The 24468-nt window shown below is 67.7% G+C and carries 22 protein-coding genes and 6 pseudogenes; 10 read left to right on the plus strand and 18 right to left on the minus strand.

Annotation, left to right across the window (positions count from 1 at the left end):
- The 6 genes from ACIBNA_RS43725 to ACIBNA_RS43750 form a co-directional block, all read left to right on the plus strand.
- The coding region (locus ACIBNA_RS43725; protein ID WP_399170969.1) for a DedA family protein at nt 1-246 on the plus strand (246 nt) is incomplete at its 5' end.
- A 362-nt stretch (nt 247-608) separates the two neighbouring features.
- Nucleotides 609-1070, plus strand: a complete 462-nt coding sequence (locus tag ACIBNA_RS43730; protein ID WP_399170970.1) for a hypothetical protein — start codon at nt 609-611, stop codon at nt 1068-1070.
- A gap of 52 nt (nt 1071-1122) precedes the next feature.
- Nucleotides 1123-1665, plus strand: a complete 543-nt coding sequence (locus ACIBNA_RS43735; RefSeq protein WP_399170971.1) for an ABC-three component system protein — start codon at nt 1123-1125, stop codon at nt 1663-1665.
- On the plus strand, nt 1662-2144 hold the full coding sequence (locus ACIBNA_RS43740; protein ID WP_399170973.1) for an ABC-three component system middle component 2: 483 nt from the start codon (nt 1662-1664) through the stop codon (nt 2142-2144). Before ACIBNA_RS43735 ends, ACIBNA_RS43740 begins: the two co-directional genes overlap by 4 nt.
- On the plus strand, nt 2141-3037 hold the full coding sequence (locus tag ACIBNA_RS43745) for a hypothetical protein (protein ID WP_399170974.1): 897 nt from the start codon (nt 2141-2143) through the stop codon (nt 3035-3037). Before ACIBNA_RS43740 ends, ACIBNA_RS43745 begins: the two co-directional genes overlap by 4 nt.
- Before the next feature lie 22 nt (nt 3038-3059).
- A complete protein-coding gene (locus tag ACIBNA_RS43750) occupies nt 3060-3986 on the plus strand; it encodes a hypothetical protein (protein WP_399170975.1) in 927 nt (308 codons plus the stop codon).
- Between the two features lie 58 nt (nt 3987-4044).
- On the opposite strand, the pseudogene ACIBNA_RS43755 reads toward ACIBNA_RS43750, so the two are convergent.
- A pseudogene (locus ACIBNA_RS43755) lies at nt 4045-6761 on the minus strand (Helicase associated domain protein).
- Between the two features lie 312 nt (nt 6762-7073).
- Here ACIBNA_RS43755 and ACIBNA_RS43760 point away from each other — a divergent pair.
- Nucleotides 7074-7859, plus strand: a complete 786-nt coding sequence (locus ACIBNA_RS43760; RefSeq protein ID WP_399170976.1) for a GNAT family N-acetyltransferase — start codon at nt 7074-7076, stop codon at nt 7857-7859.
- Between the two features lie 8 nt (nt 7860-7867).
- Here the strand turns inward: ACIBNA_RS43760 and istB are convergent.
- A pseudogene (gene istB / locus ACIBNA_RS43765) lies at nt 7868-8660 on the minus strand (IS21-like element helper ATPase IstB); the annotation flags it as partial.
- Nucleotides 8657-10289 (minus strand): annotated as a pseudogene (gene istA, locus ACIBNA_RS43770) (IS21 family transposase). The pseudogenes istA and istB, both read right to left, overlap by 4 nt.
- A gap of 7 nt (nt 10290-10296) precedes the next feature.
- Here istA and ACIBNA_RS43775 point away from each other — a divergent pair.
- The gene (locus tag ACIBNA_RS43775; protein ID WP_399170977.1) at nt 10297-10419 is read left to right on the plus strand and encodes a hypothetical protein; all 123 of its coding nucleotides are present in this window, start codon (nt 10297-10299) and stop codon (nt 10417-10419) included.
- 283 nt (nt 10420-10702) lie between these two features.
- Nucleotides 10703-11038: a DUF6233 domain-containing protein gene (locus ACIBNA_RS43780; RefSeq protein ID WP_399170979.1), complete on the plus strand. Its 336-nt coding sequence runs from the start codon at nt 10703-10705 to the stop codon at nt 11036-11038.
- Here the strand turns inward: ACIBNA_RS43780 and ACIBNA_RS43785 are convergent.
- The 10 genes and pseudogenes from ACIBNA_RS43785 to ACIBNA_RS43830 all read right to left on the minus strand — a co-directional run bounded on the left by ACIBNA_RS43785 (nt 11035) and on the right by ACIBNA_RS43830 (nt 20150).
- Nucleotides 11035-11943 carry a Ku protein gene (locus ACIBNA_RS43785; protein WP_399170980.1) on the minus strand — a complete coding sequence of 303 codons (909 nt, stop codon included), beginning with the start codon at nt 11941-11943 and terminating at the stop codon, nt 11035-11037. The two genes, ACIBNA_RS43780 and ACIBNA_RS43785, sit on opposite strands and share 4 nt — an antisense overlap.
- 170 nt (nt 11944-12113) lie before the next feature.
- Nucleotides 12114-12512: a peptidase inhibitor family I36 protein gene (locus ACIBNA_RS43790; protein WP_399170981.1), complete on the minus strand. Its 399-nt coding sequence runs from the start codon at nt 12510-12512 to the stop codon at nt 12114-12116.
- Between the two features lie 382 nt (nt 12513-12894).
- A complete protein-coding gene (locus ACIBNA_RS43795; protein WP_399170983.1) occupies nt 12895-13764 on the minus strand; it encodes a nuclease in 870 nt (289 codons plus the stop codon).
- Nucleotides 13765-14472: 708 nt separating this feature from the next.
- Nucleotides 14473-14868, minus strand: a complete 396-nt coding sequence (locus ACIBNA_RS43800; RefSeq protein ID WP_399170994.1) for a nuclear transport factor 2 family protein — start codon at nt 14866-14868, stop codon at nt 14473-14475.
- Nucleotides 14869-14925: 57 nt separating this feature from the next.
- Entirely contained in the window at nt 14926-15168 is a 243-nt protein-coding gene (locus ACIBNA_RS43805; RefSeq protein WP_399170984.1) for a DUF5133 domain-containing protein, read from the minus strand.
- Nucleotides 15169-15986: 818 nt separating this feature from the next.
- The gene (locus ACIBNA_RS43810; protein WP_399170985.1) at nt 15987-16718 is read right to left on the minus strand and encodes a dienelactone hydrolase family protein; all 732 of its coding nucleotides are present in this window, start codon (nt 16716-16718) and stop codon (nt 15987-15989) included.
- Nucleotides 16719-16895: 177 nt separating this feature from the next.
- A complete protein-coding gene (locus tag ACIBNA_RS43815) occupies nt 16896-17366 on the minus strand; it encodes a hypothetical protein (protein ID WP_399170986.1) in 471 nt (156 codons plus the stop codon).
- Between the two features lie 478 nt (nt 17367-17844).
- Nucleotides 17845-19049: pseudogene (locus tag ACIBNA_RS43820) on the minus strand (IS3 family transposase).
- A 203-nt stretch (nt 19050-19252) separates the two neighbouring features.
- Nucleotides 19253-19426, minus strand: coding sequence for a hypothetical protein (locus ACIBNA_RS43825; protein ID WP_399170987.1), 174 nt, complete (start codon nt 19424-19426; stop codon nt 19253-19255).
- A gap of 82 nt (nt 19427-19508) precedes the next feature.
- Complete coding sequence (locus ACIBNA_RS43830; protein ID WP_399170988.1) at nt 19509-20150, minus strand: RICIN domain-containing protein; 642 nt, start codon at nt 20148-20150, stop codon at nt 19509-19511.
- A gap of 561 nt (nt 20151-20711) precedes the next feature.
- Between ACIBNA_RS43830 and ACIBNA_RS43835 the strand changes: the two genes are divergently transcribed.
- Nucleotides 20712-21119, plus strand: coding sequence for a peptidase inhibitor family I36 protein (locus ACIBNA_RS43835; protein ID WP_399170989.1), 408 nt, complete (start codon nt 20712-20714; stop codon nt 21117-21119).
- A 758-nt stretch (nt 21120-21877) separates the two neighbouring features.
- On the opposite strand, the gene ACIBNA_RS43840 is transcribed toward ACIBNA_RS43835, so the two are convergent.
- The 5 genes and pseudogenes from ACIBNA_RS43840 to ACIBNA_RS43860 all read right to left on the minus strand — a co-directional run bounded on the left by ACIBNA_RS43840 (nt 21878) and on the right by ACIBNA_RS43860 (nt 24231).
- Entirely contained in the window at nt 21878-22081 is a 204-nt protein-coding gene (locus tag ACIBNA_RS43840; protein WP_399170990.1) for a cold-shock protein, read from the minus strand.
- Between the two features lie 176 nt (nt 22082-22257).
- Complete coding sequence (locus ACIBNA_RS43845) at nt 22258-22530, minus strand: hypothetical protein (RefSeq protein WP_399170991.1); 273 nt, start codon at nt 22528-22530, stop codon at nt 22258-22260.
- A 699-nt stretch (nt 22531-23229) separates the two neighbouring features.
- Nucleotides 23230-23493, minus strand: a pseudogene (locus ACIBNA_RS43850) (transposase); the annotation flags it as partial.
- Nucleotides 23494-23519: 26 nt separating this feature from the next.
- A pseudogene (locus ACIBNA_RS43855) lies at nt 23520-23612 on the minus strand (IS5/IS1182 family transposase); the annotation flags it as partial.
- 88 nt (nt 23613-23700) lie between these two features.
- Entirely contained in the window at nt 23701-24231 is a 531-nt protein-coding gene (locus tag ACIBNA_RS43860) for a hypothetical protein (protein ID WP_399170993.1), read from the minus strand.
- Between the last annotated feature and the right edge of the window lie 237 nt (nt 24232-24468).

Raw genomic sequence — 24468 nt, forward strand, 5'->3', positions numbered from 1 at the left:
CGCCAAGCCAACGGCATCATCGCCGGGCTGGCCGAGATGCCATGGCGCCGCTTCCTCGCCTTCAACGCCCTCGGCGCCGCGCTGTGGGTCGGCGCCTGGGTCAGCCTCGGCGACCTCGCCGGACAGCACCTGAATACCCTCTACCCCGCCATCCAGCGCTACGAGTTGTACCTGCTCGCCGCCGCAGCCGTGCTCACCGCCGCACTCCTCGCCCGCCGCCTTCGCTGCCGAAGGGCCAGCGGTTGAACGGGACATCGCGTGGCGTGCCCGGCGAACTCGGCCGACGGCCCGACGGCGCCAAACCGGGCGAAGAGGACCTGTTCATGGGCTGCGAAAGGGATATGTCGTCGGCGTGCAGACTGCCCCGGCAGGGGGAGAGGACGGGCCACGACGTAGACGCGGGATGTACCGGCCAGAGGCCGAGCGCGTGCACGTTGCGCTCCGTGGCCTTCACGGTGAGCGAGCCGGGATGATATGACTACGTTGCGTGATCTTGTGTGACGGCTCAGTGCCGGGGGGGGGTGAAGTGTGGCTGGGGAGCTGGAGCCAGGCAGCGATGGGGCAGGCCAGTCTTCGAGAACATCCCGGAGCCGACCTCGCCTCCGGTGGTGGTCACCGCTCCGCAGGGCGCTCCTACTTTCACACCGCAACAGCTCCTCGCCCACGTCTACAAGGCCGACGACTGGGAGGACTTCACCGTCGAATGGGTCCGGGCCTTCGGCCTGTGGAACGGGCGACCCTATCTTCGGGTGAAGAGAATGGGCGGGGCAGGCGACCGAGGAGCGGACGTCGCGGCCTGTCTGACTCCGCAGGGCACCGCCGGCGAGTGGCACTGCTACCAGTGCAAGCACTACAGCAAGGCGCTGACGCAAAGCGATGCGTGGCCCGAGATGGTCAAGATCTTCACGGCGAAGGTACTGGGCGAGTACGAGCTGCCCACCCGGTACGTCTTCGTTGCACCGAAGATCGGCCAGACCCTGGATCGGCTCCTCGTCCACCCCCCCGAAACTGAGGAAGGATTTCCTCGAAGCTTGGGACAAGGCGGACTCCAAGCTCGGCACGGACCTTGATCCGGCACTGCGGCAGGCGGTCGGGGACCTCGCTCGACAGACAGACTTCTCGATGTTCGAGGCCGCAGACATCGACAACATCCTCGAGTTGCACGCGACGACCCCGCACCACGTACGGCGCTTCCCGCAGCAGCTCAAGCCGCGTCCAGATGCCGATCCGGCGCCCGCAGAACAGAGGGCTGACGAGGCCGTGTATGTGCAAAAGCTCCTGGACGTCTACAACGAGAAGTACGGCCTCAGCCTGGAGACCCTTGCCCAGGCTCGGGAGCACGAGCGGATCAACCGGCACTTGGCCCGACAGCGAGAGGCGTTCTTCCACGCAGACGCGTTGCGGGTCTTCGCCCGCGAGAGCGTCCCCGAGGCCACCTACAAGAAGATCGAAACGAACCTGTACAACGCCGTGGCCGACATCGAGGACCGCGACTACAACTGCGGACACGAGCGCCTGGACGCAGTGCTGGACGCCGCCGCAGCCCACCAGCCCAACCCACACAACATCCTCGCCCCCGTCGTGGAAGTCCTCGACCTCAAGGGTCTCTGCCACCATCTGGCGAACGACCACAAGCTGACTTGGTGCAAAGAGGAGTCCGCGTGAATCCTCTCAACAGCCCCCTGGAAGTCGGCGTCCGCGCCTTGGTCCTGCTGTCCGAGACTTTCCCCCGCCGCCTGGACGTCGCCCAGCTCGTCTACCTCGACCACGCGATGCTCCACAGCGGCGACCTCACCGACGGCCCGTCCAGCCTCCACCCCGAGCTTCCCGTCGGTCCTGGCGAACTCGGCATGCGCCGGCGCCTCATCGAACAGGGACTCGTCGTGCTGATGCGCGCCGGCCTGGCCGACATGACCGCCATGGACGACGGCTTCCTCTACGGCGCCACAGAGGAGGCCGCCAGCTTCCTCAACGTCCTGGAAGCCCCCTACGTCGGGCTGCTCACGGAACGGGCCTCCTGGCTAGTCAGCACCTATATGCACGAAGAAACGGACGTCCGCGACGGCATGAAGCAGATCACCCAGCGCTGGTTCGACCGCCTCACCGCTGACACTCCTCACCCAGCCGAAGGGGACGTGCTGTGAACAGGCTGACGCTGGTACACCTGACATTCCTCGGAGTGGGCAAGCCTCCCGCGACTGTTGAGTTCAGTCCGGGCTTGACAGCCATCTACGGCGCTTCTGAGCGTGGCAAGTCCTACGTAGAGAAGTCCGTGGACTACATGCTGGGCGCCAGCGAGCTCAAGCCCATCCCGGAGGACCAGGGCTACAGTCGCATCCTGCTCGGGCTGCGAGCAGACGACGGCAGGGTCCTGCCCCTCTCCCGTGGGCTCGCGGACAGCACCATCGACGTGTTCAACCGGGATCTGCGCCAGCTCACCACGGCGCCGGCCGACGCCACACTCAGCTTCAAGCACAGTTCGACCTCCCAGCGAAACATCTCCCGTTACCTCCTCAAGGCGCTGGGGATCGACGGACTGAAGATCCTGCGGAACTCACGCGGCGAAGTACGACTGCTCAACTTCCGGGACCTGGCTCGGCTGTCCGTCATCAACGACTCGCGTATGGGCGGTGAGCGGTCTCCGGTCCTCACTACGGGGCTGCCGCAGAACGAGACCAGCGAGAAGTCAGTCCTCAAGCTCCTCCTCACCGGGCAGGACGAGCCAGTCGGCCCGACTGCGCCTGGCACTGTGGAGAAGAAGGTCGGCAAGGGCCAGGTCGAGATCCTTGACCGCCTCATTGATGACGCCCGCGAAAAGCTCACCATCGCCGCAAATCAGTCCGAGCTACGTGAGCAGTTGGCCCGCCTGCAAAGCTCACTGGACACCGCCACTTCCCGCTCCGGTCAGCTCATCGCCTCCCGCTCCGCGCTCCTGCAGCGTCGCCGCGACCTGGAAGCCAGCGACAGCGCCAATCAGCAGCGCGCCAGCGAAGTGCGTCAACTTCTAGCCCGGTTCGCACTGCTACGGGAGCAGTGAGTCAGATCTCGAACGCCTACGCATGGTCGGCGAAGCAGGAAATCTCCTGGGCTACTTCCAGACCGGAACCTGCGTCTTTTGTGGTGCAGAACCAGAGCATCAGCACCCTGGGCATCACCTTGCTGAGACAACGCAACTGGTCGCAGCTGTTGCCGCCGAGACTCGGAAGACCACCGAGCTGCACCGCGACCTTCTCAGCACGATCGAAGATCTTGAGGCTCAAACGGCAGATTTGAACGCCGAGAGCGCCCTCCACGACGACCAGCTCACAGGCATCGACAGTGAACTGCGCGCACTCGAGGAGCAGCTCGAACCACTCACGACAGACACCAGCGAGGTCCTCGCGGCTCGTTCACGCCTGGAGCAGGAGCTGGCCATCCACGCCCAGATCGAGCAGCTCGAGGAGATGAAGGCATCACTGTCGAATGTCCTGCCCGCCCCGCCGCCGGTCAGGCCAGACGGCATTCCCGCTGCCGACGTTTCGGACTTCGAGCAGGCGATTCATCAAACGCTTCAAGCCTGGCATGTCCCCGGGGAAAACCGGGTCACCTACAACCCGACCAGTGCAGAGATCGCAGTCGATGGGCGCCCCCGGGGTAGCCGAGGCCACGGCATGCGGTCCATCATCCATGCGGCTTTCGTAGTATCGCTGGCACGCCGCAACCGAGCTCGCGGATTCATCCACCCCGGATTCGTGATGCTTGACTCGCCTGTCGTCACTTACCGACAGGCCGAAAACCGGGAAACCGATCCAGAGCTGATGACCTACGACGTAGTCGAGCACTTCTACCGAGACCTGCTCGACAACCCCCCGGGACAGGTCATCATCATCGAGAACGGCACTCCGCCCGCCGCCATCACCGAACGTGCCAGGATCTACGCCTTCAGCGTCGACGGTTCAGAGCGCCTCGGATTTTTCCCACCACGAGATCACACAGCGACGGACTGAACACCAGGTTTGGGGTGCGGCCGACCTGTCTGCGGCGGCCAGCCGCACCCCTAACGCGCTACGCCCACTCCACGCCCAGCTCTCGCAGCGCGTCCAACTGCTCTTGAGTGAGCTTGTCTCGCCTCGCACGGACGTTCGATGTCCATACGCCCAGCTTGACGACTACCGGCTCCGGCTCACCGTCGACCGCGATCTCTTCAGCGTGGCCGCGCGGGACAGGCCGGTGGGCGCCTTCCCGTTCCACCCACTGCGCGAGGGCTGCCAGGCCGAGCTGGAAGGCCTGCTGTGCCTTGCCCGTGCCCTTTGTCGAGCGCGCGGCCACAGGAGCCAGAGACGGCGCCTGGACTGGCTTCACGCCCAGCCTGGACAGCCGCTCCTGCTGCTCGGTCGACAGCTGCGCCCAGGTGCCCGGCTGGGTCTGCCGCTGGAGCCACCGGCCGATGTCATCGCCGTCCATCAGCACGCCGGGTGCGATGTCGGGCAGGCTGCCGTCGGCGTCGACCAGGTCGGCGAGGACGCGGTAGTGGCGTTGCCAGTCCAGCGGCCAGGGGCAGTTCCAGTCCGGGGCGATCGCGGTCAGCTGCTTCGCGCGCTCCGCCTTCTGGTCCTTGCCGAGGCCGCCCTTGCGGCGCAGATTGGCGATGTGCTGCCCGATGGGCACCATCGCCTCGCCCTCGCCCCGCACCTGGTCCTGGCGGGGAGCAAGGTGGCCCGTGGCCTGCCGGTAGGAGCGGAGCGCGGCGAGTTTGGATTCCCACGCCTCTTCGCCCGGCTCCCACACCATCCCGGCCTCCGGGGCGTCCAGCAGCTCCTTGCGGCGCGGCTCCAGTTCCCCTGCCCGCAGGGCCTTCCGCTGCTGGTGGACCCATCGCCCAAGCGGAAACGCCTTCGTCGCCCCGACTTCGACTTCAACGTCGTAGGGCACGGCGTGCAGGCTGGTGATCTCGTTCTCCTTCCGCCAGCGGATGAGGCCTGGTAGCCCTCCAGCCACACCAGGGACTCCGGCCGGTAGACCCGGGTGCGCAGGAACGCGGCGATCGTGGCGGCGTCTCGGGGAGAGGAGAAGTGGAGCAGGGCGGACTCGGCAGCGGCGTCGGTGTCGTCCTGCTCCTGGTCCTCGCCGTCGCCCTCGCCGCCGGCCCCGACGATCCGCCCTTCTTCATCGCGACGGACGTGCACCTTGCGCTTCCCGCTGCTGAGGGCACGGGAGGCGAGCTGCTCAACGAGTCGTTCGTCATGACTGCGGAGGCCCTGGAGCACCGCTACAAGGGGGCGGAAGCTGGCGGAGGCGACCATGTCGGTGGGGTCCTCGCCGGGCTCCAGGAAGACCGGCACGATGATCCTCGCGACCTTGGTGGAGCCGTCGCGGTTCAGCCTCAGCGCCCGGCCGATGTTCTGCACGATCTCCACCTGGGAGCCGCGGGTGTCGGCGAAGCAGATCGCCTCCACTCCGCGCTCGCCGGTGATGTCGACGCCTTCCCCGAGCACGCGAACGCTGGCGAGGAACGCCCTGTGCACGCGCCGGTTGTTGGCGTCGATGCCGTTGGCGAACTGTCGCAGGACCTCGCGGCGTTCGGACACGAGGTGGTCGCCGCACAGCCATGCCGACCACACCCGGTCCGGGGGTACGTGGCGGCCGGCCTCCAGCCCGTAGAACTCCGCGTCGATCGAGGATGCGGGGAGTTCCTTCTCCGCCTTGACCATGGTCGCGTCATCGGTCTCGGTGACGTACAGCTCGGCTGCGGTCTTTGGCAACGCCTCCGCGAACGCGGCGGCCTCTTCCACCTTCTGGTGGAAGGTCATGACCGTGCGCAGGTTGTACGCCGCCGCGTGCTCCAACAGGGCGGTCTGCAGCAGGGCCAGGCGCCGGCCCCGCAGCGCCTCCTCCGACAGCCCGAGCACGGGCGAGGGGTCGCGGATCTCCAGCACGTCGATCTCGAACGGGGCGAGGATCGCCCGCTCGATCGCCTCCGAGAGCCCAAGTTCAGCCCCAGGAAGCCAGGCGCCGTACGTCCCATCCGGGTCGTCGGTCATGCTCGCGATCTCCAGCTCCTGGCCGTCCGCGCCCTTCTGCGGGCGGGGAGCCGCGAGGATGCGTGGGGTCGCGGTCAGGTACAGCCGGAAGTCGGCGGGGATGCGGGTGTTGTCGTGGATCGCCGCCCACGGCCTGCCAAGATCACCTGCGGTTCCGTGGGCTTCGTCGATGATGGCGAGCGAAAAACCGTCCATGCGCTGGCCGTACAGGCGCTCTCCGCCCGCCAGAGCGGCCTCCAGCGGCCCGCGCGTCTTCTTGCGCGCCCTGCCCTCCCCGCCGCCCTGCCAGGGCCCGTAGGGGCGTTCCTGTTCCTGGAGGGCCTCGTAGTCGTCGCGGTCCACGAGAGAGGCGTACGTGGCGAACACGATGACGGGCCCGTGCCCGGCCCACAGGGCGAGCTGGATCGGGTTGGTGGTGGTACGCACCCCCAGCTCGTTCAGCACGGGGTCATTCTCCAGCGAGCACACCGCGACCATGGGGGAGCGGTGACCCACCGCCCGCCACGCCTGGGCGGTCTGCACGAGCAGGTCCAGGGTCGGCACGGTCACGAGGATCCGGCCCTCCGGGAAGCACTCCAGAGCGCTCGCGGCAGCCATGATCGTTTTGCCGGACCCGGTCGCTGACACGATCGTGCCACAGGCACCCTGAGGGGGAACAGATGACCTTGCAGGGAATCCGACCCACTTACGGAAACTCGACTTCTGGTCGATCTGGTGTTTCTTGAGCGGAATCCTGCTCATCGCCCGTCCTCCTCTCCCGTGTCGTACAGCCAGGTGGCTTCGTTGATCTCCAAGGACAGCGTTTGTCGACGATTTCCGGAGGCAGTTGGTGATCAACCGGCTCTGGAATGTGGATGAGAAATGACGGCACTGCGTGGATGCGAACGTGGGGACGGCCAGCCGCCCGAAGGGCGGCTGGCCGTCGAGGCAGGTAGCGGCAGAGGCCAGTACCTGTTTCTGATCTCCGGTGGCCGGGTGAGAGAGTGCAGCCCCTTATGTTCGCGCGGTTTCGACCGGCGTTTAATCACTTGACCCGGTCCGTACGGTGTTCGAGTGAAGGACACTCTGATCGACGAACTCCGCACCGCGTATGACGCCCAACTCCGTGGTGTCACCCCGCCTGGCGGCAGCACCCGTGTTGAGAAGGACGGCCCGTTGACCCGTGTCGTCGGTTGGCACCGTGGCTTCGTCACGGGCCCACGCGACCTTGGTGTGGGCGGGGCAGAACTCGACACGCTCATAGCGCGGCAGCGTGACTTTTACGCTGCCCGTGGTGAGGCGGTCGAATGGAAGACTCGCGCTCACGATCTCCCCGCCGACCTCACCGACCGGCTCACCGCGGCCGGCTTCGTCGCCGAGGACAGCGAGACCGTGCTCATCGGGCGGTCCGCAGACCTTGCCGCCGACCCCGTCCTGCCCGACGGCGTGACCCTCCGCCGTGTCACCGCCAGAACAGACCTCCAGCGCATCGCCTCTATGGAGAGCACGGTCTGGGGCGAGGACTGGAGTTGGCTCGCCGACGACCTGGCCGCCCGGATCGAGAACGCCCCAGAGAACACCATCGTCCTCGTCGCCGAGGCACGCACCGAAGTCGTCTGCGCCGCCTGGCTGGTGTTCAATGACGGCGTCGACTTTGGCGGCCTCTGGGGCGGCTCAACGCTCAAGGAATGGCGAGGACAGGGCATCTACCGGGCCATGGTCGCCCACCGAGCCCAACTCGCTGCTGCCCGCGATGTCCCCTACGTCTACGTCGACGCCTCAGCCGACAGCGCCCCGATCCTCACCCGCCTTGGCCTGCACGCGGTCACCATGACGACACCGTATGTCTGGTCGCCCTGAGCTAAGCCGGCCTTCGCCGGCTCCTCAGCTCGTGCCCGGGTGCTGGCGAGGCGGTAGGAGTCGGTGCCGGTCTCGATGATGGTGCCGTTGAAGGTCAGGCGGTCGACGATGGCCGCGCAGAGGCGGGGGGTCTGTGAACGTCTTGGTCCAGCCTCCGAAGGACTCGTTGGAGGCGATGGCGACGCTGTTCTTCTCCTCACGCTCGGTCAGTACCTGGAACAGCAGTTCGGCGCCGTGGCGGTCGAGTTCCATGTAGCCGAGCTCGTCGATGCAGAGAAGGTCGATGCGTCCGTAACGGGCGATGGTCTTGTTCAGCTGCTTCTCGTCAGCGGCCTCGACCAGTTCATTCACCAGCTTGGTGGCGAGCGTGTAGCGGACGCGGTAGCCCTTCATGGCGGCCTCGGTGCCCAGCGCGATGAGCATGTGCGACTTGCCGGTGCCGGAGTCGCCGATCAGGCAGAGCGGCTGGCTCTTCTTGATCCACTCGCAGCTGGCCAGGGTATGGATCGTGGCCGGGTCGATGTTCGGGTTGGCGTCGAAGTCAAAGGTCCGCAGCGACTTCTCCCGCGGGAAGCCGGCTGCCTTGATCCGCCGCTCCGAGCGGCGGCGGGCCCGGTCGTCGCACTCGGCCATCAGCAGCTCGGCGAGGAAGCCACGGTAGGTCATCTGGTCCTTCATCGCCCGGTCAGCGATCTCGGGGAACTCGTTGCGGATCGACGGAAGCCGCAGCATGCGGCAGGCGGTGTCGATGGCGGCGTCGGCGGCCTGCTCAGTCAAGCCGCGCTGGCGGGGCAGGGTCACTGTGCTTCTCCCTCTCGGTGGTCACCGCCGCTGGCGCGACGACGTCGGAGCAACTGGTCATAGGGGGTCACCGACGGCAGTGGCCTGGTGTCCGGCGGGAGATGGGACAGCTTCCACTCATACAGGGACGTCACGTTCGCCGACGCTTTGCCGGGCGACGGCCCGCCTGACGGCGCGGGCTCGGTCTCGGCCTGGGCGGCCTTGCGGGCCTCCAACGCGACCGCGTCGGCGGTCATCGCCCCGGCCCGCAGGGCCGCGGCCAGACCGGCGACGATGTGCTCGTGCGGCAGGTGCCGGCCCAGCAGCAGAACCTCGATCAGGGCCCGGGTGCCGTCTCGCTCACCGTGGACCTTCTGGGCCTGAGCCCACCAGGCGTCGTGGACCGGAGTGAACCTGCCCGCCGAGCGGGCCTGTTCGAGGGCGGTCGAGCCGGGAAACGCGCCGGGCTTGCGGACCAGGACCTCCAGGTAATGATCCAGGTCCAGGCGGACGGCGCCCTTGGCGATCAGCCTCTCGTGCCGTGCCACTTCCACGTTCTGGTCGTAAACCACCAGGTGAGAAGCGTGCAGGACGACCCGCACCCGCTTGCCGATCAGCCGGATCGGCACCGAGTAGCGGTTGGTGCGGACCGGGATCTGGCCGTAGCGGTCGACCCGCGGGGTGAACAGTCGGCCCGTCTCGAACGGCTCCTCGGGCAGGGGCATCAGCAGCGGCTGCTCGAGCGCGAAGCACTCGGCGACGGTCTTGGACCGGGCACCGATGCGGCGTGCGTCGTCCTGCCGATCCCACTGCTCGACCATCTCGTTCAGCTCGGCGAGCGAGGAGACCTCGGGGACGGGAACGAAGTGGTTGCGGCGGAAGTAGCCGATCATCCCTTCGACGCCGCCCTTCTCGTGGGCGCCCTCGATGCCCGGCTGGCAGTAGAAGCTCTCGATGCCGTAGTGCGACTTGAAGGCGATCCACCGGTCGGCCTCCACCCGCGCCCGGCTCAGCCCGAGCACCCGGGCGACGGCGGCCTTGAGGTTGTCGTAGCGCACCTTAGCTCCGCGGGACACCGCCCAGCGTCCGTAGCGCGTGGACGTGGCCTTCGAAGAAGGCTTCCTGGCCGCAGGAGGCGAATACCTGGTGGACGGCCTTACCCGAGTACGACAGGCGGAAGGAGAAGAGGTAGCAGGTCACCAGCTCGCCGGCCAGCCGCACGGTCACGTCGCCGAAGTCGACCTCCGCCTCATGGCCGGGCTGGTGCGTCTGCAGGACGAACGCCTCCAGCGGGGCCTTGCCGGACGCGGCCAGGATCTCGGGCTTCCGGGCGGCGACGTAGTAGCGGACCATCCCGTAGGAGACGTCGGCGCAGTGTTCCTCGACCAGCCGGTGGAAGATCCGGGTGACGGTGTGCCGCTGCTTGCGCGGCGCATCGAGGTCCGCGCGGAGGATCTCGTCGATCACCGGCTTGTACGGATCCAGGGCGGTCGCCCGGGGCGGCAGCTTCTTGCGTGGCTCCGGCCATGCCGAGTCCAGTGCCTTCCGGACCGTCCGCCACGTCACGCCGTGCTTGCGCTCGAGCTCCCGCATCGATACACCGCTGCGATGGTCACGTCGGATCGCCGCGTACAGCTCGACCTTCGACATCCGCGGCATGACCAGCACCTTTCACCAGGAGCACCCCGATGCTGCCCTGGCAAGAGACTCGGTGCCTCCCGAACTCGCCAACACCACCCGTCCGTGGAACCGGGCGCCTCCCAAACCCGTCGACAAGTGACGTCACTACTGCTCGATAAAGCCACTCACGGCATCGGTCGGGCCAGCGGGGCCCGTGGTCTCGGTCGTGGATCACGCCGCTGATGCGGGACGGCTGGCCGCAGGCGGAGCAGGGCGGCTCCTGCTGCATTCGCGCCCAGGTCTGGGCGAAGCGGGGCGCGGTGGGGGCAGGGGAGAGGGAGGCCGGGTCGACGCCCAGCTTGCTGGCGGCCTCCTCGTGGTTCATGCCTGCTCCGCGGGGTGGGGGTGGGGCTGTGTGGCGCCCCGATCATAGAATAGAACGCATGAACGATTCTGGGGTGTCGCGACTCGCGCTGCTCCGTTTCCTGGAGCGCGTGCAGGAGCGTGACCTGGCCCGCACTCGCAGGTGGATCGTCGATGAGGAACGCCGTGAGGCGGAGCGGCGTGTCGGTGAAGCGCGGCGCTCGCCGGTGCCCGAGTGGCTGATCGAGCGGGGCCTGGACCGCAGCAACATCGTTGCCGTACACACGGGTGAGTGCTGGGACCCAGGCAAGCGGGTGAAGCCCGCGACCAGGGCGCAGGCGATCGAGGCGCTACGCCATCAGGTGCCGGCGTGTACGAAGTGCAGGCCGGACACGGTGCTCGGCATCGAGGTCTAGGCGCTGCGCGGCCGGCGCCCGGACGTCTTCTTTGCCGCGGCCTTCTTCGCCGCGGTCTTCTTGGCCGGCTGCTTCTTCGCGGCCTTCTTCTTCGGCATCTCGTGCACGTCGGCGTCCTCGCCGCGCGAGGCCCTGGCCTTCTCGACGGACTCGGTCAGGGCGGCCATCAGGTCGACGACCTGCCCCGGCTTCGACTCCGGCTCCTGAAGCTTCGGCGGCTCGCGGTCCTCCCGCTTGGCCTCGATGATCTGCTCAAGGGCCTCGGTGTAAGTGTCCTGGAACTCCTCACCTTCAAGGTCCTCGCGGGTCATGCTGTCCATGAGCGCGAGCGCACCGTCGATCTCCTCGTCGCTGAGCTCGACCGGCGGCGGCAGCAGTTCCTCCGGCGACCTGATCTCGTCAGGCCAACGCATGGCGTGCAGAACGATGACGTCCTCGCGGACCCGGAGGAGCCCGAGGCGTTCGCGGCCGGACCAGGCGTACTTCGCGACGGCCACCTTGCTGCTCCGGTCGAGGGCCATGCGCAGCAGCTTGTACGGCTTCGCGGCGACCTGCCCGCTCGGCGCCATGTAGTAGCCCTCGCCGATCTTCAGGGGGTCGACGGAGTCCAGCGGTACGAACGCGACGATCTCGATGGCCTTGGCCGTCGGCAGGGGCAGGTCCCGTAGCTCCTCGTCGCTGATCGGGATGACCTGCTCCTTGGTCAGCTGGTAGCCCTTGCCGATCTCGCCCTGGTCGACCTCGCGGTCCTCGATCTCGCAGTACTTGCGCACCCGCACCCGGCCCATGTCCTGCAGGTGGTACTGGTGGAACCTGATCGAGTGGTCCTCTGTGGCGCTGGCCACGGAGATCGGCACGGTGACCAACCCGAAGCTGATCGCGCCGCTCCAGATGTTTCGGGGCATGGCAGACCTCCGGAGCTACCCCGAGCAACACCAGGTTATGAGGGCACCGGCAGCCGCGCACGTGCAAGGGCGCACAGCCGCGGCTCGTGGGTGAGTACACCGCACACGTTCGGTACCTGAGCTACCGCCCTGGGCGCCAGTGCACGCCTTGGTGCGGTGGGTGTGGGTGGTCAGCCGCAGTCGTTGCGGTTGATTTTCAGTGAGCGGGTCTGGTCGTTGAGGTTGTAGCCGCGCAGGTCGTGGATGGAGCCGCCGCTGCGGGTGACGCACACGTGCCGGCCGCTGTGGTTGCGCTTCTCGTACACGCGGGCGGTGCGGTCGGAGTTGTTGCGGATCGAGCTGCCGCGGTCACGGATCGCGGAGGGCAGGTCCTTCACGCTGCCGTCCACGGCACGCCGCACCCACGGCTGGCCGCCGAAGTTGATCTCTGGGTAGATGCACACGTAGCCGGACGGGCAGTCGATTGCTGCCTTCACCGCGCCGGGAGTGCTGGAAGCGGAGGCGGGAACGGCCACCGGGGCGAGGGCCAGTGCGGCGATCGCCGCGGCACGCATCAGGTTTTTGATCACGCACTACACCTACTGGACACTGTGGGCCGGGACTGCATGGTGCGCCGCGACTTCACCCCACCGGAGTACCGCTGCGCAGTTTGGCGGCCCTGGCACTCGCTGGGGTGTCCGCGATCCATCGGTGCGGTACTCCAGTCGGCTTGCCGGCACTACCGACCTGCCGTAACCGGACGTAACGGGCCCGCCGACGCACCGCTGATGGTGGGGGAGAAGGCGTACCTCGTGGACTCGTACTCGCCGTAAAGGCCATGCGTTCATCTCTCGCTGGAGCGACCGTCGCTCCAGCGCTGAACCTCATCAGTGCTGGAGACGGTCGGGGCCGTGCCTGAGCGCAAGCGGAAGAGCAGTGCAGACCGCCCGGATGCGGCCGCCGCTGGGTTGGCTACTTCTCGTCGAAGACGAGGTCCTCGGGATCATGGGTGAGCCGTACGGTGTTGCCGTTGGTGACCTTGACGATGGTGTCGAAGCCGGTCCACTGCCCGGTGGAGAGGATGAACAGCCGATCGTCGCGCTGCTCGAGGTAGTCGGGGAAGCCTTCCAGCGAAGCGTCGCCGTCGTTGAGCTGGAGGTAGTCCGCGAGGCGGCGGAACAGCTTGGGCAGCAGTGCCGCGGTGTCGGTGAGGGTGGACATTCCTTCCACCTTCGCTCCGCTGTGGGTCTGGTCCTTGGGCCAGAGCCCTTTGTCGGCCTGCCGGGCCTGCTCCACTGCCGCAGTCATCTCCTTGCGCAGGTCGACGAACAGCTTGCGGTAGAACGTGGGGTAGGCCAGGCCTTCGGCGAGCTGATGGTGATTGGCCGTCTCACGCAGATGGTCCGGGGTGACGGTGAGGAGCGTGCCGCTGCGGCCGGGAGCGTCGGTTCCGCGGCCGGCGAGGGCGACACAGCGGCCGTGAACGTCCGCGCTGCGGGTGAGGATGTAGCCGGGCCGGGAGGCGGGGCTGCTGTCAGTGACGATGCCGTGGGTGTTGCGCTGCACGTCCTCGAAGCCCAGCCAGGACAGCAGTTCGTCTGCGGCCTGGCCGGCGAACGGGGCTGGCTGGTGCAGCTCGGGACCGCGGGGCGGGCGGTAGTGGGTCTCCAGGGTGTCGATGCCGTCGAGGCGGAGCTGAGCGCCGCCGCTGCGGTTGCGCCGTACCCGTCGTCCGTGCAGGAGGTCCCACTGGTCGGGGTTATCGGGGTAGAAGCGGACGGAGTCCCCGTCGGGACTCGCCCCGACGATCTTGTACGTCCCTTTGAGCAGCAGCATCGGCATGGCGGCACTCTCCTCGTTTTCCTGTGCTTGATTCACTTTGACCCGTCTTGGAGGATCCCACGCTGATATGAACTCACACTGCCACGAATGCCATGCAATTGATGGACTTCTTCCGTACTGGCAGGTCGATCTGCGTATGCCGGGCTTCGACAACCTGAGCTGGCCCCTGTAGCGCCGCAGCAGCTCGTGCTTGAAGACGCTCGGCAGTGCTTTGCCCTGCCAGTAGTTGCCACCCGTCCCGCTTGACATAGCCCCCACTCCGCCCTTCAACTGCCCGCCCGTGACAGACGGTGAGGCACCCAGCGGTGGTCCACGCGAGCTGGCCATCACGCCGCTTCGGGACAGATCGGGACGTCAGCCTCACGCTGAAAAGGCGACGACGACACGCTGTGCGGAGGCGGGGTGCGTCGGCTCAGCCGGAGTAGAGCATCCCGACCCTGGCGGGCTGGACGCTCCAGGACGTCCAGGCACCAGTAGGCCACCACCATGTCCTTGGGCAGCGCGCTCACGGTTCCCGCGTTCCTGAGGCGGCATCGCGTGCCGTCTGCCAGCTCCGGTCCGCTTCGGGGGAAGCGCACTGTCGCTGCGGCCGCACTGTTGAGCACTGGCGAGGGTCGGTGCGCACGGACGCCCGGTGCGCCGAGGGCCGGCACACCGGGCGATGCCGGTCCCTGCCGCGGACGGACGCGGGAGCAGCGGTCGGGGCCGTCAGGACCAGAATTCGTTGACCTTGTCGATGTCCTCGGTGCATTGGTCGAGGTCGGTCACCTTGTCGCCGACGATCCGGAAGATGATGCCTCCGTTCTCCTCGAGCTTCTTGCCCTGGCGTTCCGCCGTGGCGTAGTGGACCGAGACCACATGCCCCCTGCCGTCCACGAACAGGTTCCGCAACTCCACCTGGAAGGTCACGTTCGTCTCCTGGCCCAGGCGCTGGTAGTAGTCGATGACGCTGTCCTGCCCCTTGAAGTCACCGGCCAGCGGGTGGTTGCCGGGCGCGTGGTGCGCGGCGTCGGCCGCCAGCACTTGGCGCAGCGTGTCGAAGTCACCGCTCGAGAAGGCCTCGTACCCCCGGCGTACCAGTGCTGCGTGCGGGTGTTCGGCCATGATGGTCGCCACCTTCCTGCTGCGATTCATCACTTCAGGATTTTCTGGACATACGTGTCAGTGGCGGAGAGGCTGCTGGCGTCTCATCGCGTCGGCCAGTTGCCGGCGGGCCACATACAGCGCCGTGTCCAGCTGGCGGGTGCCCGTGACCACACACAGCGTGTACGCCACATCCTCAAGCTGGCGCCCGGTCTCAGCACTGCAATCGGACGCCGAGCGCCGCCTCAGCGTCTCGCAGCGCTCGACGAGCTCCCGCAGGAGCGAAGGATGCGCCCTCAGCATGACGGTCACCTCCGTCATCGCCCGTTCGGTGCTACTCCTCACTCATACGGTCGCAGCCGTCGTCGCCGACCGCACCCGCAAGCCGTGCGGCCCGCGTGGTCACACCTCCACGATGGGACCGGAGACCCGGTTGCGCGCTTGTGAATTATCGTTCGGGGCCGCGCCCACCGCGCACGGGCATGGTGTGGCTGCACCGCTGGGAGAACGGTGCAGCCGGGCGGGCGGTCCCGCAGGCTGCGCCGAACCCGGGGGCTGCGCAGGCGCTGGCGGGGATGCGGGCCCGCATCCCCGCCTGTCCGGCTGATCATCCTGCGGCCCGTCCGGTTGCTGGCCGGCGGCGCGCCACACCACCGGCTCCCCGAACAGCGCATAGACGCTCACCTAAAGACGCCAGGCACCACGACGGACGTCACCGCGAGGATCACGGTGGTCACCGCGATGCCGACTATCACGGTCCGTCCGCTCCACGGCGCCCTTGTCCCGCGTTGCAAACGTTTTGATCATCGAACTCCGACCAGAGCCAGTAAGCCCCCAGCAGGGCTGCAAAAGGCTCTGCGTCACCATCGCGAGCATCCACGCACTGCCCAACGAATGAACAAAGGATCCGAAACAGCCACTGACCGAGCTCCCCGGCGCGCGGCTGCGGTCCTTCCCGGATGCGAGGGAACCGCGGCCGCCGACGCTGGAAGCATGAGCGCCACCGCCACCTGGTCGGGCACGATCGTTTTCGGGATGGTCGCTTCTCTGAACTACTGTAACCAGTGCCGTGTCAGGCAACGTTCGTCCTGGTGACGATCCCGCGTAGGCGCTCGTCGGCGGCGTGTACTACAGACGTATCAGCCCAGATGCCGGGTGAAGAACCGCAGCGAGTCGTCCATCTCGAACCGCGGCAGATCTCCGTGCTGGCCCGGGTTGGCGTGCAGTGTCTTCTCGGCTGAGCCGATGGCCTCGAACAACGCCAGGCTCTGTGCACGGGGCATTCGCTCATCGTCCCACTGAACCAGAAATTGCACCGGCACGGTGATCTGCGCGGCGGTCCCGGCCAGCACGGGCGACCCTTGCAGACCCAGCACCGCGGTGCGGACTCGAGGTTCTGCGGCGACGAACGGTATACCGAGCGCGCAGCCCAGCGACACGCCCCAATAGCCCACCGGTCCGCCGCCGATATGGTCGAGTTGCTGGACTGCGGTCAGGACCGCCCTCCATTCCGCGACGGTCTGCCCGGCCACGAGCGTGTACATGGCCGTGTCCAGCGCAGCCGTATCCTCTCCGGCGGCCATACGCGCCCGGTACTCGGTCGCGATCCGGTCGAACTCCTCGTCCGTCGGCCGCTCGCCGTGGTTGGGTACGTCGAGCGCGGCGACCACGAACCCGCCCTCGGCGGCGAAGTGATGCGCGCGGGCCAGGATGCCGGGGGCCTTCTTGTGTTGCCCGCCGCCGTGTCCCATGAGGATCAGAGGGCGAGTGCCGTGGGCGTCTTCCGGCGTCCACAGCACGCCTGGGATCTCGTCGAGGATGAAGAGCTGCTCGGTCACGCCGCCCAACGACGTCTTGGAGATGAAGCGCATAGCGTTTAAGCCTTTCGGGGCACTTCTTTGAACACGTTCTCGATCTTGATTGAACGGGAGGCCCCGACAGGGGCCTCCCTGGCATCTCATTGAAGTCCCGCCCGGGCAGAGGCAGAGGAGCAAGGAGCAATCACCGGCAGGGCTGCCGGCAGTCACGTTGGCAGTGGTCGCTCTCAGTCAGCGGTTGTTGGGGCTCAGCAGCGTGGCGGCCGCGGTGATGAAGGCGACGGATGCTTCCTTGGCCGTATGCCGCCGGGCGTCCAGCTCGGTCCGGTCGGTGGCCTTGCGCAGCGCGTATGTGGCATCTGCGGCCTGCTGGGCAGGGTCGGTCAGCTCCGGGACCAGGACCTGAAGGCGGATGTGGGGCGCGGTGATTGCCGCCCGGGTGTCGTGGGACCTCGTCTGGGCCTCCAGCTGGTGCTCGGTGCCTGCCTCGGTCAGGGCCAGGCGCTCCCGATGGAACATCGCCGAGCGGTGGGCGTCCAGGGCGGCCGCGAAGTCGGTGACGGCCCTGAGCTGGTCCTGGCGGTGGCTGTCGGCGCGCTCCTCGGCGCGTGCGGTGCGTGCCGAACGGTGCTGTAGGAGTCCGGCGGTCAGGGCACCGGCGAGGGTACCGAGTACGGCAACGATCGAAGGCCATATGGACATCAGGGCTGGGTCCTCTCGGGTAGCCGGTGCCGGTGGTGAGGTCGGCGGACAAGCGAGGTACGCGGCCCCGCAGGGTGTCGTTGCGAGGACTTCTTGGGGTCAGCGGGTGCTCCTGATGGCACCGGGGATGGGTGTGGTGATGCACCGGCAGGCGGGCTCCCCAGCCGCCCCAGAGGTGATCGTTCGTGTTTCCCGCGACCTTAAGGGCGAGCACCGCCGCCACCAGTTCGTTGGCCTGAGCTTCGAGGGCCGCGCGGTCCGCCGGAGCATCCTTGCAGGCCTCTGCCTTCCGGGTGCGCCGGCCGTTGTCCCATTCACCGATAAACACCAGCGCGACGGCACCAACGGCACTCGCCGCCGTTGTGAGTAGTTTGTTGTTCACGTGGATCACGACACCGCAGCGGCCCCACAGGTTCCCGCCGGATCGGTCCTGTCCAACTGCGAGCGAGGGGCCTTGACCCCGGATCGTGAACACGGGTTATGCGGCTTTGACCAGCGTAGTTGATGTTGTTCGGAATGTTCGCTCGTAGGCGATCGGGCTGCGATGTCCGAGGCTGGAGTGGCGTCGGACGGTGTTGTAGCGGTGCAGCCAGCGGAAGAGGTCGAGGTGGGCCTCGCGTTCGGAATCCCAGGCCCGGCGGCCTTGGAGGGTTTCCCGTTTGCAGGTCGCGTTGAACGACTCGGCGAGTGCGTTGTCCGCGCTGGAGCCGACCGCGCTCATGGACTGGGTGACGCCGGCCTCGCGGCAGGCGTCGGCGAAGGCCCGGCTGCAGTACTGGGCGCCGTGGTCGGTGTGCAGGACCGCTCCGGCGAGGCTGCCGCGGGTGCGTTCGGCTGCGGCCAAGGCGTCGATGACGAGGTCGGTGCGCATGTGTCCGCGATCGCCCAGCCGGCCAGGCGGCGTGAGGCGAGGTCGATGACGGTGGCCAGATACAGGAACTTCCCGCCGTCCAGCGGGAGATAGGTAATGTCACCGACGTACTTCGTGTTCGGCTCGCTTGCCGTGAAGTCGCGGCCGACGAGGTCCGGGGCCGGCCTTCGCCGCGGCCGGGTCCGCAACAGTGGTGCGGTGTCTGCGGCGCAAGCGCAGGCCGGCCAGACCGGCACCTCGCATCACGCGCGCGATCCGCTTGTGGTTGATGCGCTCGCCCCTCTCGCGGAGTTCGGCGGTGATCCTGGGGACGCCGTATGTGCCGTCTGACTCGCGGTGCACGGCCCGTATCCGGGCGGCGAGGCGGGCGTCGGCCGCCTGTCGGGCGGCCCGGTCCGCGGCCGTCCGACGCCAGTAGTAGAAGCTGGAGCGGGCGACGTTGAGGATGGTGCACAGCCGCTTCACGCCGTAGCGGCGCTGGTGGTCGGCAACGAACTGGAAGCGGTTCACCAGCGCGTCTCCCCGGCGAAATACTTCGCCGCTTTGCGCAGGATCTCGCGTTCCTCCTCCAGCTCGCGGACCTTCTTGCGCAGAGCCGCGTTCTCCGCCTCCAACGGCGTCGGCGGCTCGGCTGGTATCTCCGCCCGGCGTCCCCGCGGCCGGCTCGCGCCGGCAGCCCGGACCCAGTTCCGCAAGGTCTCGGGATTGATCCCCAGATCGGCAGCGACCTGCCGGATCGTCGCCTCGGGCCGCGACTCGTAGAGCGCGACCGCGTCCGCCTTGAACTCCGGCGGATAGTTCTTCATGACCACGAGATGTCCGTTCTCAGATCCTCAGGATCCAGTGTCTCGTGTGTCCAAGATCAGGAGTCAAGGCCCCACCACCATTCCTACCGTTACCAACCCCTGGGCAGCAGCTACGAGGCCGTCACCAACTGCCGACTCCTATTGACCACACTCGAGCAGGTCAGGTGACCGGTAGCCAGCCGATCTCCCGAAGCCGCCACGAAGGAAGCTCATGACGAGGTGCCGTCCTCGCCGAACAGCGGTACCTGCGCCACGTCGACGTCCGTGCGGATGCGGTGGGGGCGGGCCGGGTGCCGCCAGCGTCCGGCGCTGTCGCGGGCGACGTCGACGTGGTTACGCGGGCTGGTCGGCCATGGGCCTTGCGGCCGCTCCGCTGACGCCACCGTCGTGAGGGGCGGCGCATACCTGTCACGACTGGACTCGCTGTTGCCTCGATGCCGCAGGACGTGCCGGAGGTGTACGGGATCACCAGTCGACGTTGGGAGTGACGGGCACCGTCCAGAGCTCGTCGTTGGTGTGCTGGGGGTGCTCCAGGCTCAGTGCGTTCCAGGTACCGCCGTCACCGAGGGCGCTGGTCTGCCTCAGGACGGTGGAGATGTCGTCCCGGGGGTGGATGGAGACCGTCCCGCGCGGCGCCGGGTAGGGCTCCGACCACAGCTGGAACTGCTGGTTCGTGGCGTTCGGGCTGCACGGTGCCAGGGTGACAACCCATGGGCCGTATCGTTCCCAGTCGCCACCGGCTGCCGGCCTCGGGCTGCGGGTCCAGCACGTTCCCTTGGTGGTGCTCTGGATGCTGTAGTACCTGCCGTGCTCGCGCGGAGTGAAGGTCCAGCTCCTGTCGGACGAGCCCGACCAGTTCGCATCGGTGAACGCAGCAAGCACCTGACCGTAGTTGCCGTAGGTTCCGATGTGCCGTCCGGTGCTGGCGTTGCGGACTTCTCCGGTGCCTCCGGACACCTCAGCCGCTGCGGATGTCGCAGTGCCCAGCACGCCACCCAGCGCGGCACACACCGCAGCCGCAGCGACAGCCGTACGGCGCCACCGCCGGCGGCTCGGGCAGGCGGCAGCCGTACTGGTCGCCTTGGCCATGGATCGGCGTACATGCATGATGTGCTCCTTCGCAAAGGACGAATGGGACGTCCGCAATCTGTCCCCCTCCACCCTCGTGACACGCCTCAACGCGCCAACCATCCGATCGGGCGATCACTTTCCCGCCACTCATGCGGACCCGTTGGTTGAGGCCGGTCGGTCGCGCTGCCGGGCGCTTGCGCACGAGGCGACGAACGGGGGCGGGAAAGGGTCCCCGCAGAAGTGGGAGGCCGCGTTGCGGCTGGACCGGGGCACCACGACCGGGGGATCTTTGTTCCCGTTCGGTGGTCATGCTGCCGTGAGGACTACCGGTGGTGGCGGGGCTAGCAAGGGGGCGTAGAGCTGGCGACCGCGTCGGCTTGACGATGTCTCAATTCACCAATGACTACCATTAGTAGTATTGCCGCTACTCCTGGTTATCGGAATGCTGTTTATGACTTCGCGGGTCGAGGTGTCGTTGGCTGTGTCTCTTCGCCGGAACGTACGCGTGCCGTGTTGCCCCCTCGGGTACGCGCTGCATCAGTGCTGCCGTCGGCCCCGCCGCCCCCTCCACTACCGGAAAGCAGGATGACGCTGACCATGCAGACTCCAGTCCGCCTCGCGGCAAGCATCGCGCTCACCACCGCCGCCATGCTGACCGCAGCCGCCCCCGCCTCCGCCGACGCCTCGATCATCCGAGGCCAGGGCCGCGACGCATGCACCCGCAACTACGTCTGCCTCTACGACAACTGGGACTACAACGCCCCCACAAACGCCCGCATCCTGCGAACCACCGAGGACATCACCCATCTGAACGACTACAACTTCAACGATGTCACCAGCTCCGCCGTCAACAACAGCCGCTTCCTCGTCCGGATCTACCCCGATTACGACTTCAAGGGAGTGCCCGTGACACTCCTGCCCGGCGAGTCCATCAGCTTCAACCGGGGCAACGGCTTCAACGACGTGGCCTCCTCCGTCCAGTTCCTCCCCTACACCATCGGATAGCCGACAGCCGCACCGATCGAGCGGGCCCGGCAAACGCTGTGGCTCCACGGCACGCCCGCAGCCCCCGACCACAGCCCACCACAGCGAAGGGGCGCAGCAGCAGCTCCAGCGGCCCGGCGCCCAGGCCGCGCCGGGCGTCGGAAGCCGCCGCCGAAGCCGCCCGCCTCCAGGCCGCTGCACCGCCGGAGCCGCAGGACGATCACGACCAGGAGCCGGACAAGTCCCGCCACGGTCTGTTCCGCCGCCGCAGTGACCAGGTACGGCGACGCCGCCCCTCCCACCGGACCCTGGCAGGGGCGGCGTTACGTCCAGCGGACTGGATCAGGCCGGGGGCGGCCTGCTTCGCCGAAGCGGCGAGCCGAGAGCGCCGGCCTTTCTCCACCGCGCGCAGCTGCTCAGCGTGCGGCGTGGTCGGGCCGCTGACCATCCCCGTTGCGGCCCCCTTCGCCTTCGCCCATGCCCTGGCTGGAGTTGAGGAGAGGGAGGGGCGGGATGGGCGGCGTGGGCGCTGCCGGGGATCGGGGGGCGCTCGCCGGAGTTGCGCGCCGGGTGGGCCGCTGCCTACGGCCTGCCCTCGGTCAGCTGGCTGAGCCGAAGGAGGAGGTGCCCTGTCCTGCAGGTCCGGGACGGTCTGCGCACTGGTCGAGGTGTGGAACCCAATGGTCAGGCCGACCATGGGAGCGGGAGAAGGGAACGCGCGCGGTTCTACACCCCGCTCCGGGAACCCGGGAGGACGCCTTTGCCGCGGGCTGCTTCGCTCAGGCCGGCGTGACGTTCTCGGCCTGCGGCCCCTTGTTCCCCTGAGTGACGTCGAAGTGGACCTTCTGGCCCTCTTGCAGCTCTCGGTAGCCGCCGCCGGCAATGGCCGAGTAGTGGACGAACACATCAGGTCCGCCGCCGTCCTGCTCGATGAAGCCGAAGCCTTTTTCCGCGTTGAACCACTTCACCGTGCCGGTGGCCATGTCGGTCTCCCTCACATTGATCGGGCGGCGTGGCACCGTGCCACGCGGCCGTGGGTTGGATCATCGTGGACCACCTGGGCGCTGGAGTAGGAGAAACGCCCGGGGGCCACGCCTGCGTCGCGGGTACCCACCTGCAGGCATGCCCGACCCAGGTCACGTTCCGTCCGGCAGCTGCCCTAGAACGGCGCGGTGCCCTCCCCGATGAACGGCACGGACGTCTCGTCGCCTGGGGCGCCAAGAGGACGGATCCGACGCTCGTGCCCGGACGACAAGCGCAGGCGAACCGCATCGGCGTTTTTCACAGCGCCCGCCACCCATTCCGGCACGCGGCGCAGGACACCACCCCACAAGCCTCTATCCGGCAGGAACAGGCCCAAGTCCGCCCCGACCGGGATCTGCTGGTCGTCAACGAGAAGCAGGGCGTCATCACAGCGCAGGTCAGCGGCCATGTCCTCATCCTTCCCGGGCGAAAAAGACGCGGCCCCTGGTCTTCGAGGGGGAAGAACAGGGGCCGCCTGCCATGACAGGGCGGTCACCGAGGCCGGTGCGCTGCCCCGACGCGAAACCAGCCAGGGCCGCGCCACGGTGCTCGCATGCCATCGGGCTCAACGACCACCACCTGATGCCGGTCACGGCTGCCTCGTGTCATGCCGACAGAAACCGGTGTCTCACTCTTCGTGAATGGGGCGGTCCGTCGTGTTCCCCTGCGGTGTCTCCTCCGGCAGGGACGCTGATGGCGGGGGAAACAAGAGTTTCTCCAAGGCCTCCAGCCCGAACAGCATGAGCAGGAGCGCCACCGGCAGGAGCAGAGCTATCACAGCCTGACGCCTCCCGATGAAGCCGATCATGGGAACGCGGGCGGCGGAAGCATCCTGGTCCAGGCTGGGCCGGATGAGGGAGCATCGCGCGCTCGACGCGGGAGCATGTAGGCCGTTCGGGTGACGTCTGTCTGGGTGGAGGCAGTATCCGGGGGTCGTCCTGGTGTTCACTGGGGTCGCCCTGTCAGGGCAGGCGGGCCCTGGTCCTCGCTCCCAGAGACCAGGGCTGTGCCCAGGCCAGCGGGACACACGGGCCCGGGGTGGGTTTAACGGGGGTCTGATCACTGACAACTTGAGGCTATGCGGTGAGTTCGTGGGCAGGACGGTCTCGTCGGTTTCTGACTCGATCGGGTGGAGGCGGGCTTTGGCGAGGAGTTCGCGGCCCATGTAGCGGCGGGCCTCGGTCCACTCGCCGTTCTGCTCGGCCAGCACGGCGCCGACGAGGCGGATCACGGCGGTGCGGGCGGGGAAGATGCCGACCACGTCGGTGCGGCGGCGGATCTCCTTGTTCAGCCGTTCCTGCGGGTTATTCGACCAGATCTGCCGCCAGATCTCGCGTGGGAAGGCGGTGAACGCCAGCAGCTCGTGCTGGGCGGCGCCCGCACCGCGCACCAGGCCTACCGGTCCGGCACTCGCGGCTGGCCCGCCACCAGCTTCAGCCCCGGCTCGGGCAGTAACGGCTCGATGAGCGACCACAGTTCGTCCGACACGATCCACGGCCGCGACTGACGTTTCCCCACGACCCGACCAACGAGCAGACAAGCCGACGGTCACTTGATCAACAACTTCTGTTAGGACCTCCTACTGGGCGGTGCGTGCTTCGGCGGCCGAGAGGACGGTGCCGCGCTGGCGGTGGCGCCGCTCGTACTCCAGCACCTGACGGGCCACTCTGGAGGGAACATCGTGCAGCCGGGCGGTGATCCGGTCGGGGTTCATGGTGTCGTAGCCGTCCCAGGGCTCACTGCCGCGTAGCTGCTCGATGGCGTCCAGGACTCCGGGCCGCTTGGCGTGGGTGCGTTCGTATCCCTCGATGACTGTTAGGTCTGACTGGGAGAGCGTGCGCAGCTGCTGCTTGATTTCGTCGGCGCTGCGCTGGCTGAAGCGGGGGATAGGCAATTCCTCCTCCCGGGTTACCGCCCCCTGGACCTCCTCGGCCATCCGGGTCGGCTCGGGCATCTCGCGCACCGCGCCCTCGGCCGCACCCCTGGCCCGTCGGCCACCGGTCTGGGCGGCATCTTGCCTCCGGTCGGCGGCGGTCCGCATGGTGCGGGAGGCCGCGTCGGTCAGGTCGCCGCCGTTGTCCTGGACGGAGCCGTTGGCCGCGGCTGCCACGGCCAGTGCGTTCTGGGTGACGCTGTTCTCCAGCCTTTCGAGCAGTTCCTCGTCCTGGCGCCGCAGTGCGGCGAGCAGGTCGGCGGTGGCCTGGTCATGGACCGCTTCGGCGATGCTCTGGCCGGCCCGGCAGGCCGCTAGCTGTATTGATCACGAGCGTTGTTAACACTGGCCGGGCTTGATCATGGCGAAGGCCCCCGTGTGTGGTGGAGGTGTCGAATCTTCACCGCACGGAGG

Source organism: Streptomyces sp. NPDC050164 (genome assembly GCF_044459945.1).
GTDB classification, from domain to species: domain Bacteria; phylum Actinomycetota; class Actinomycetes; order Streptomycetales; family Streptomycetaceae; genus Streptomyces; species Streptomyces coeruleorubidus_A.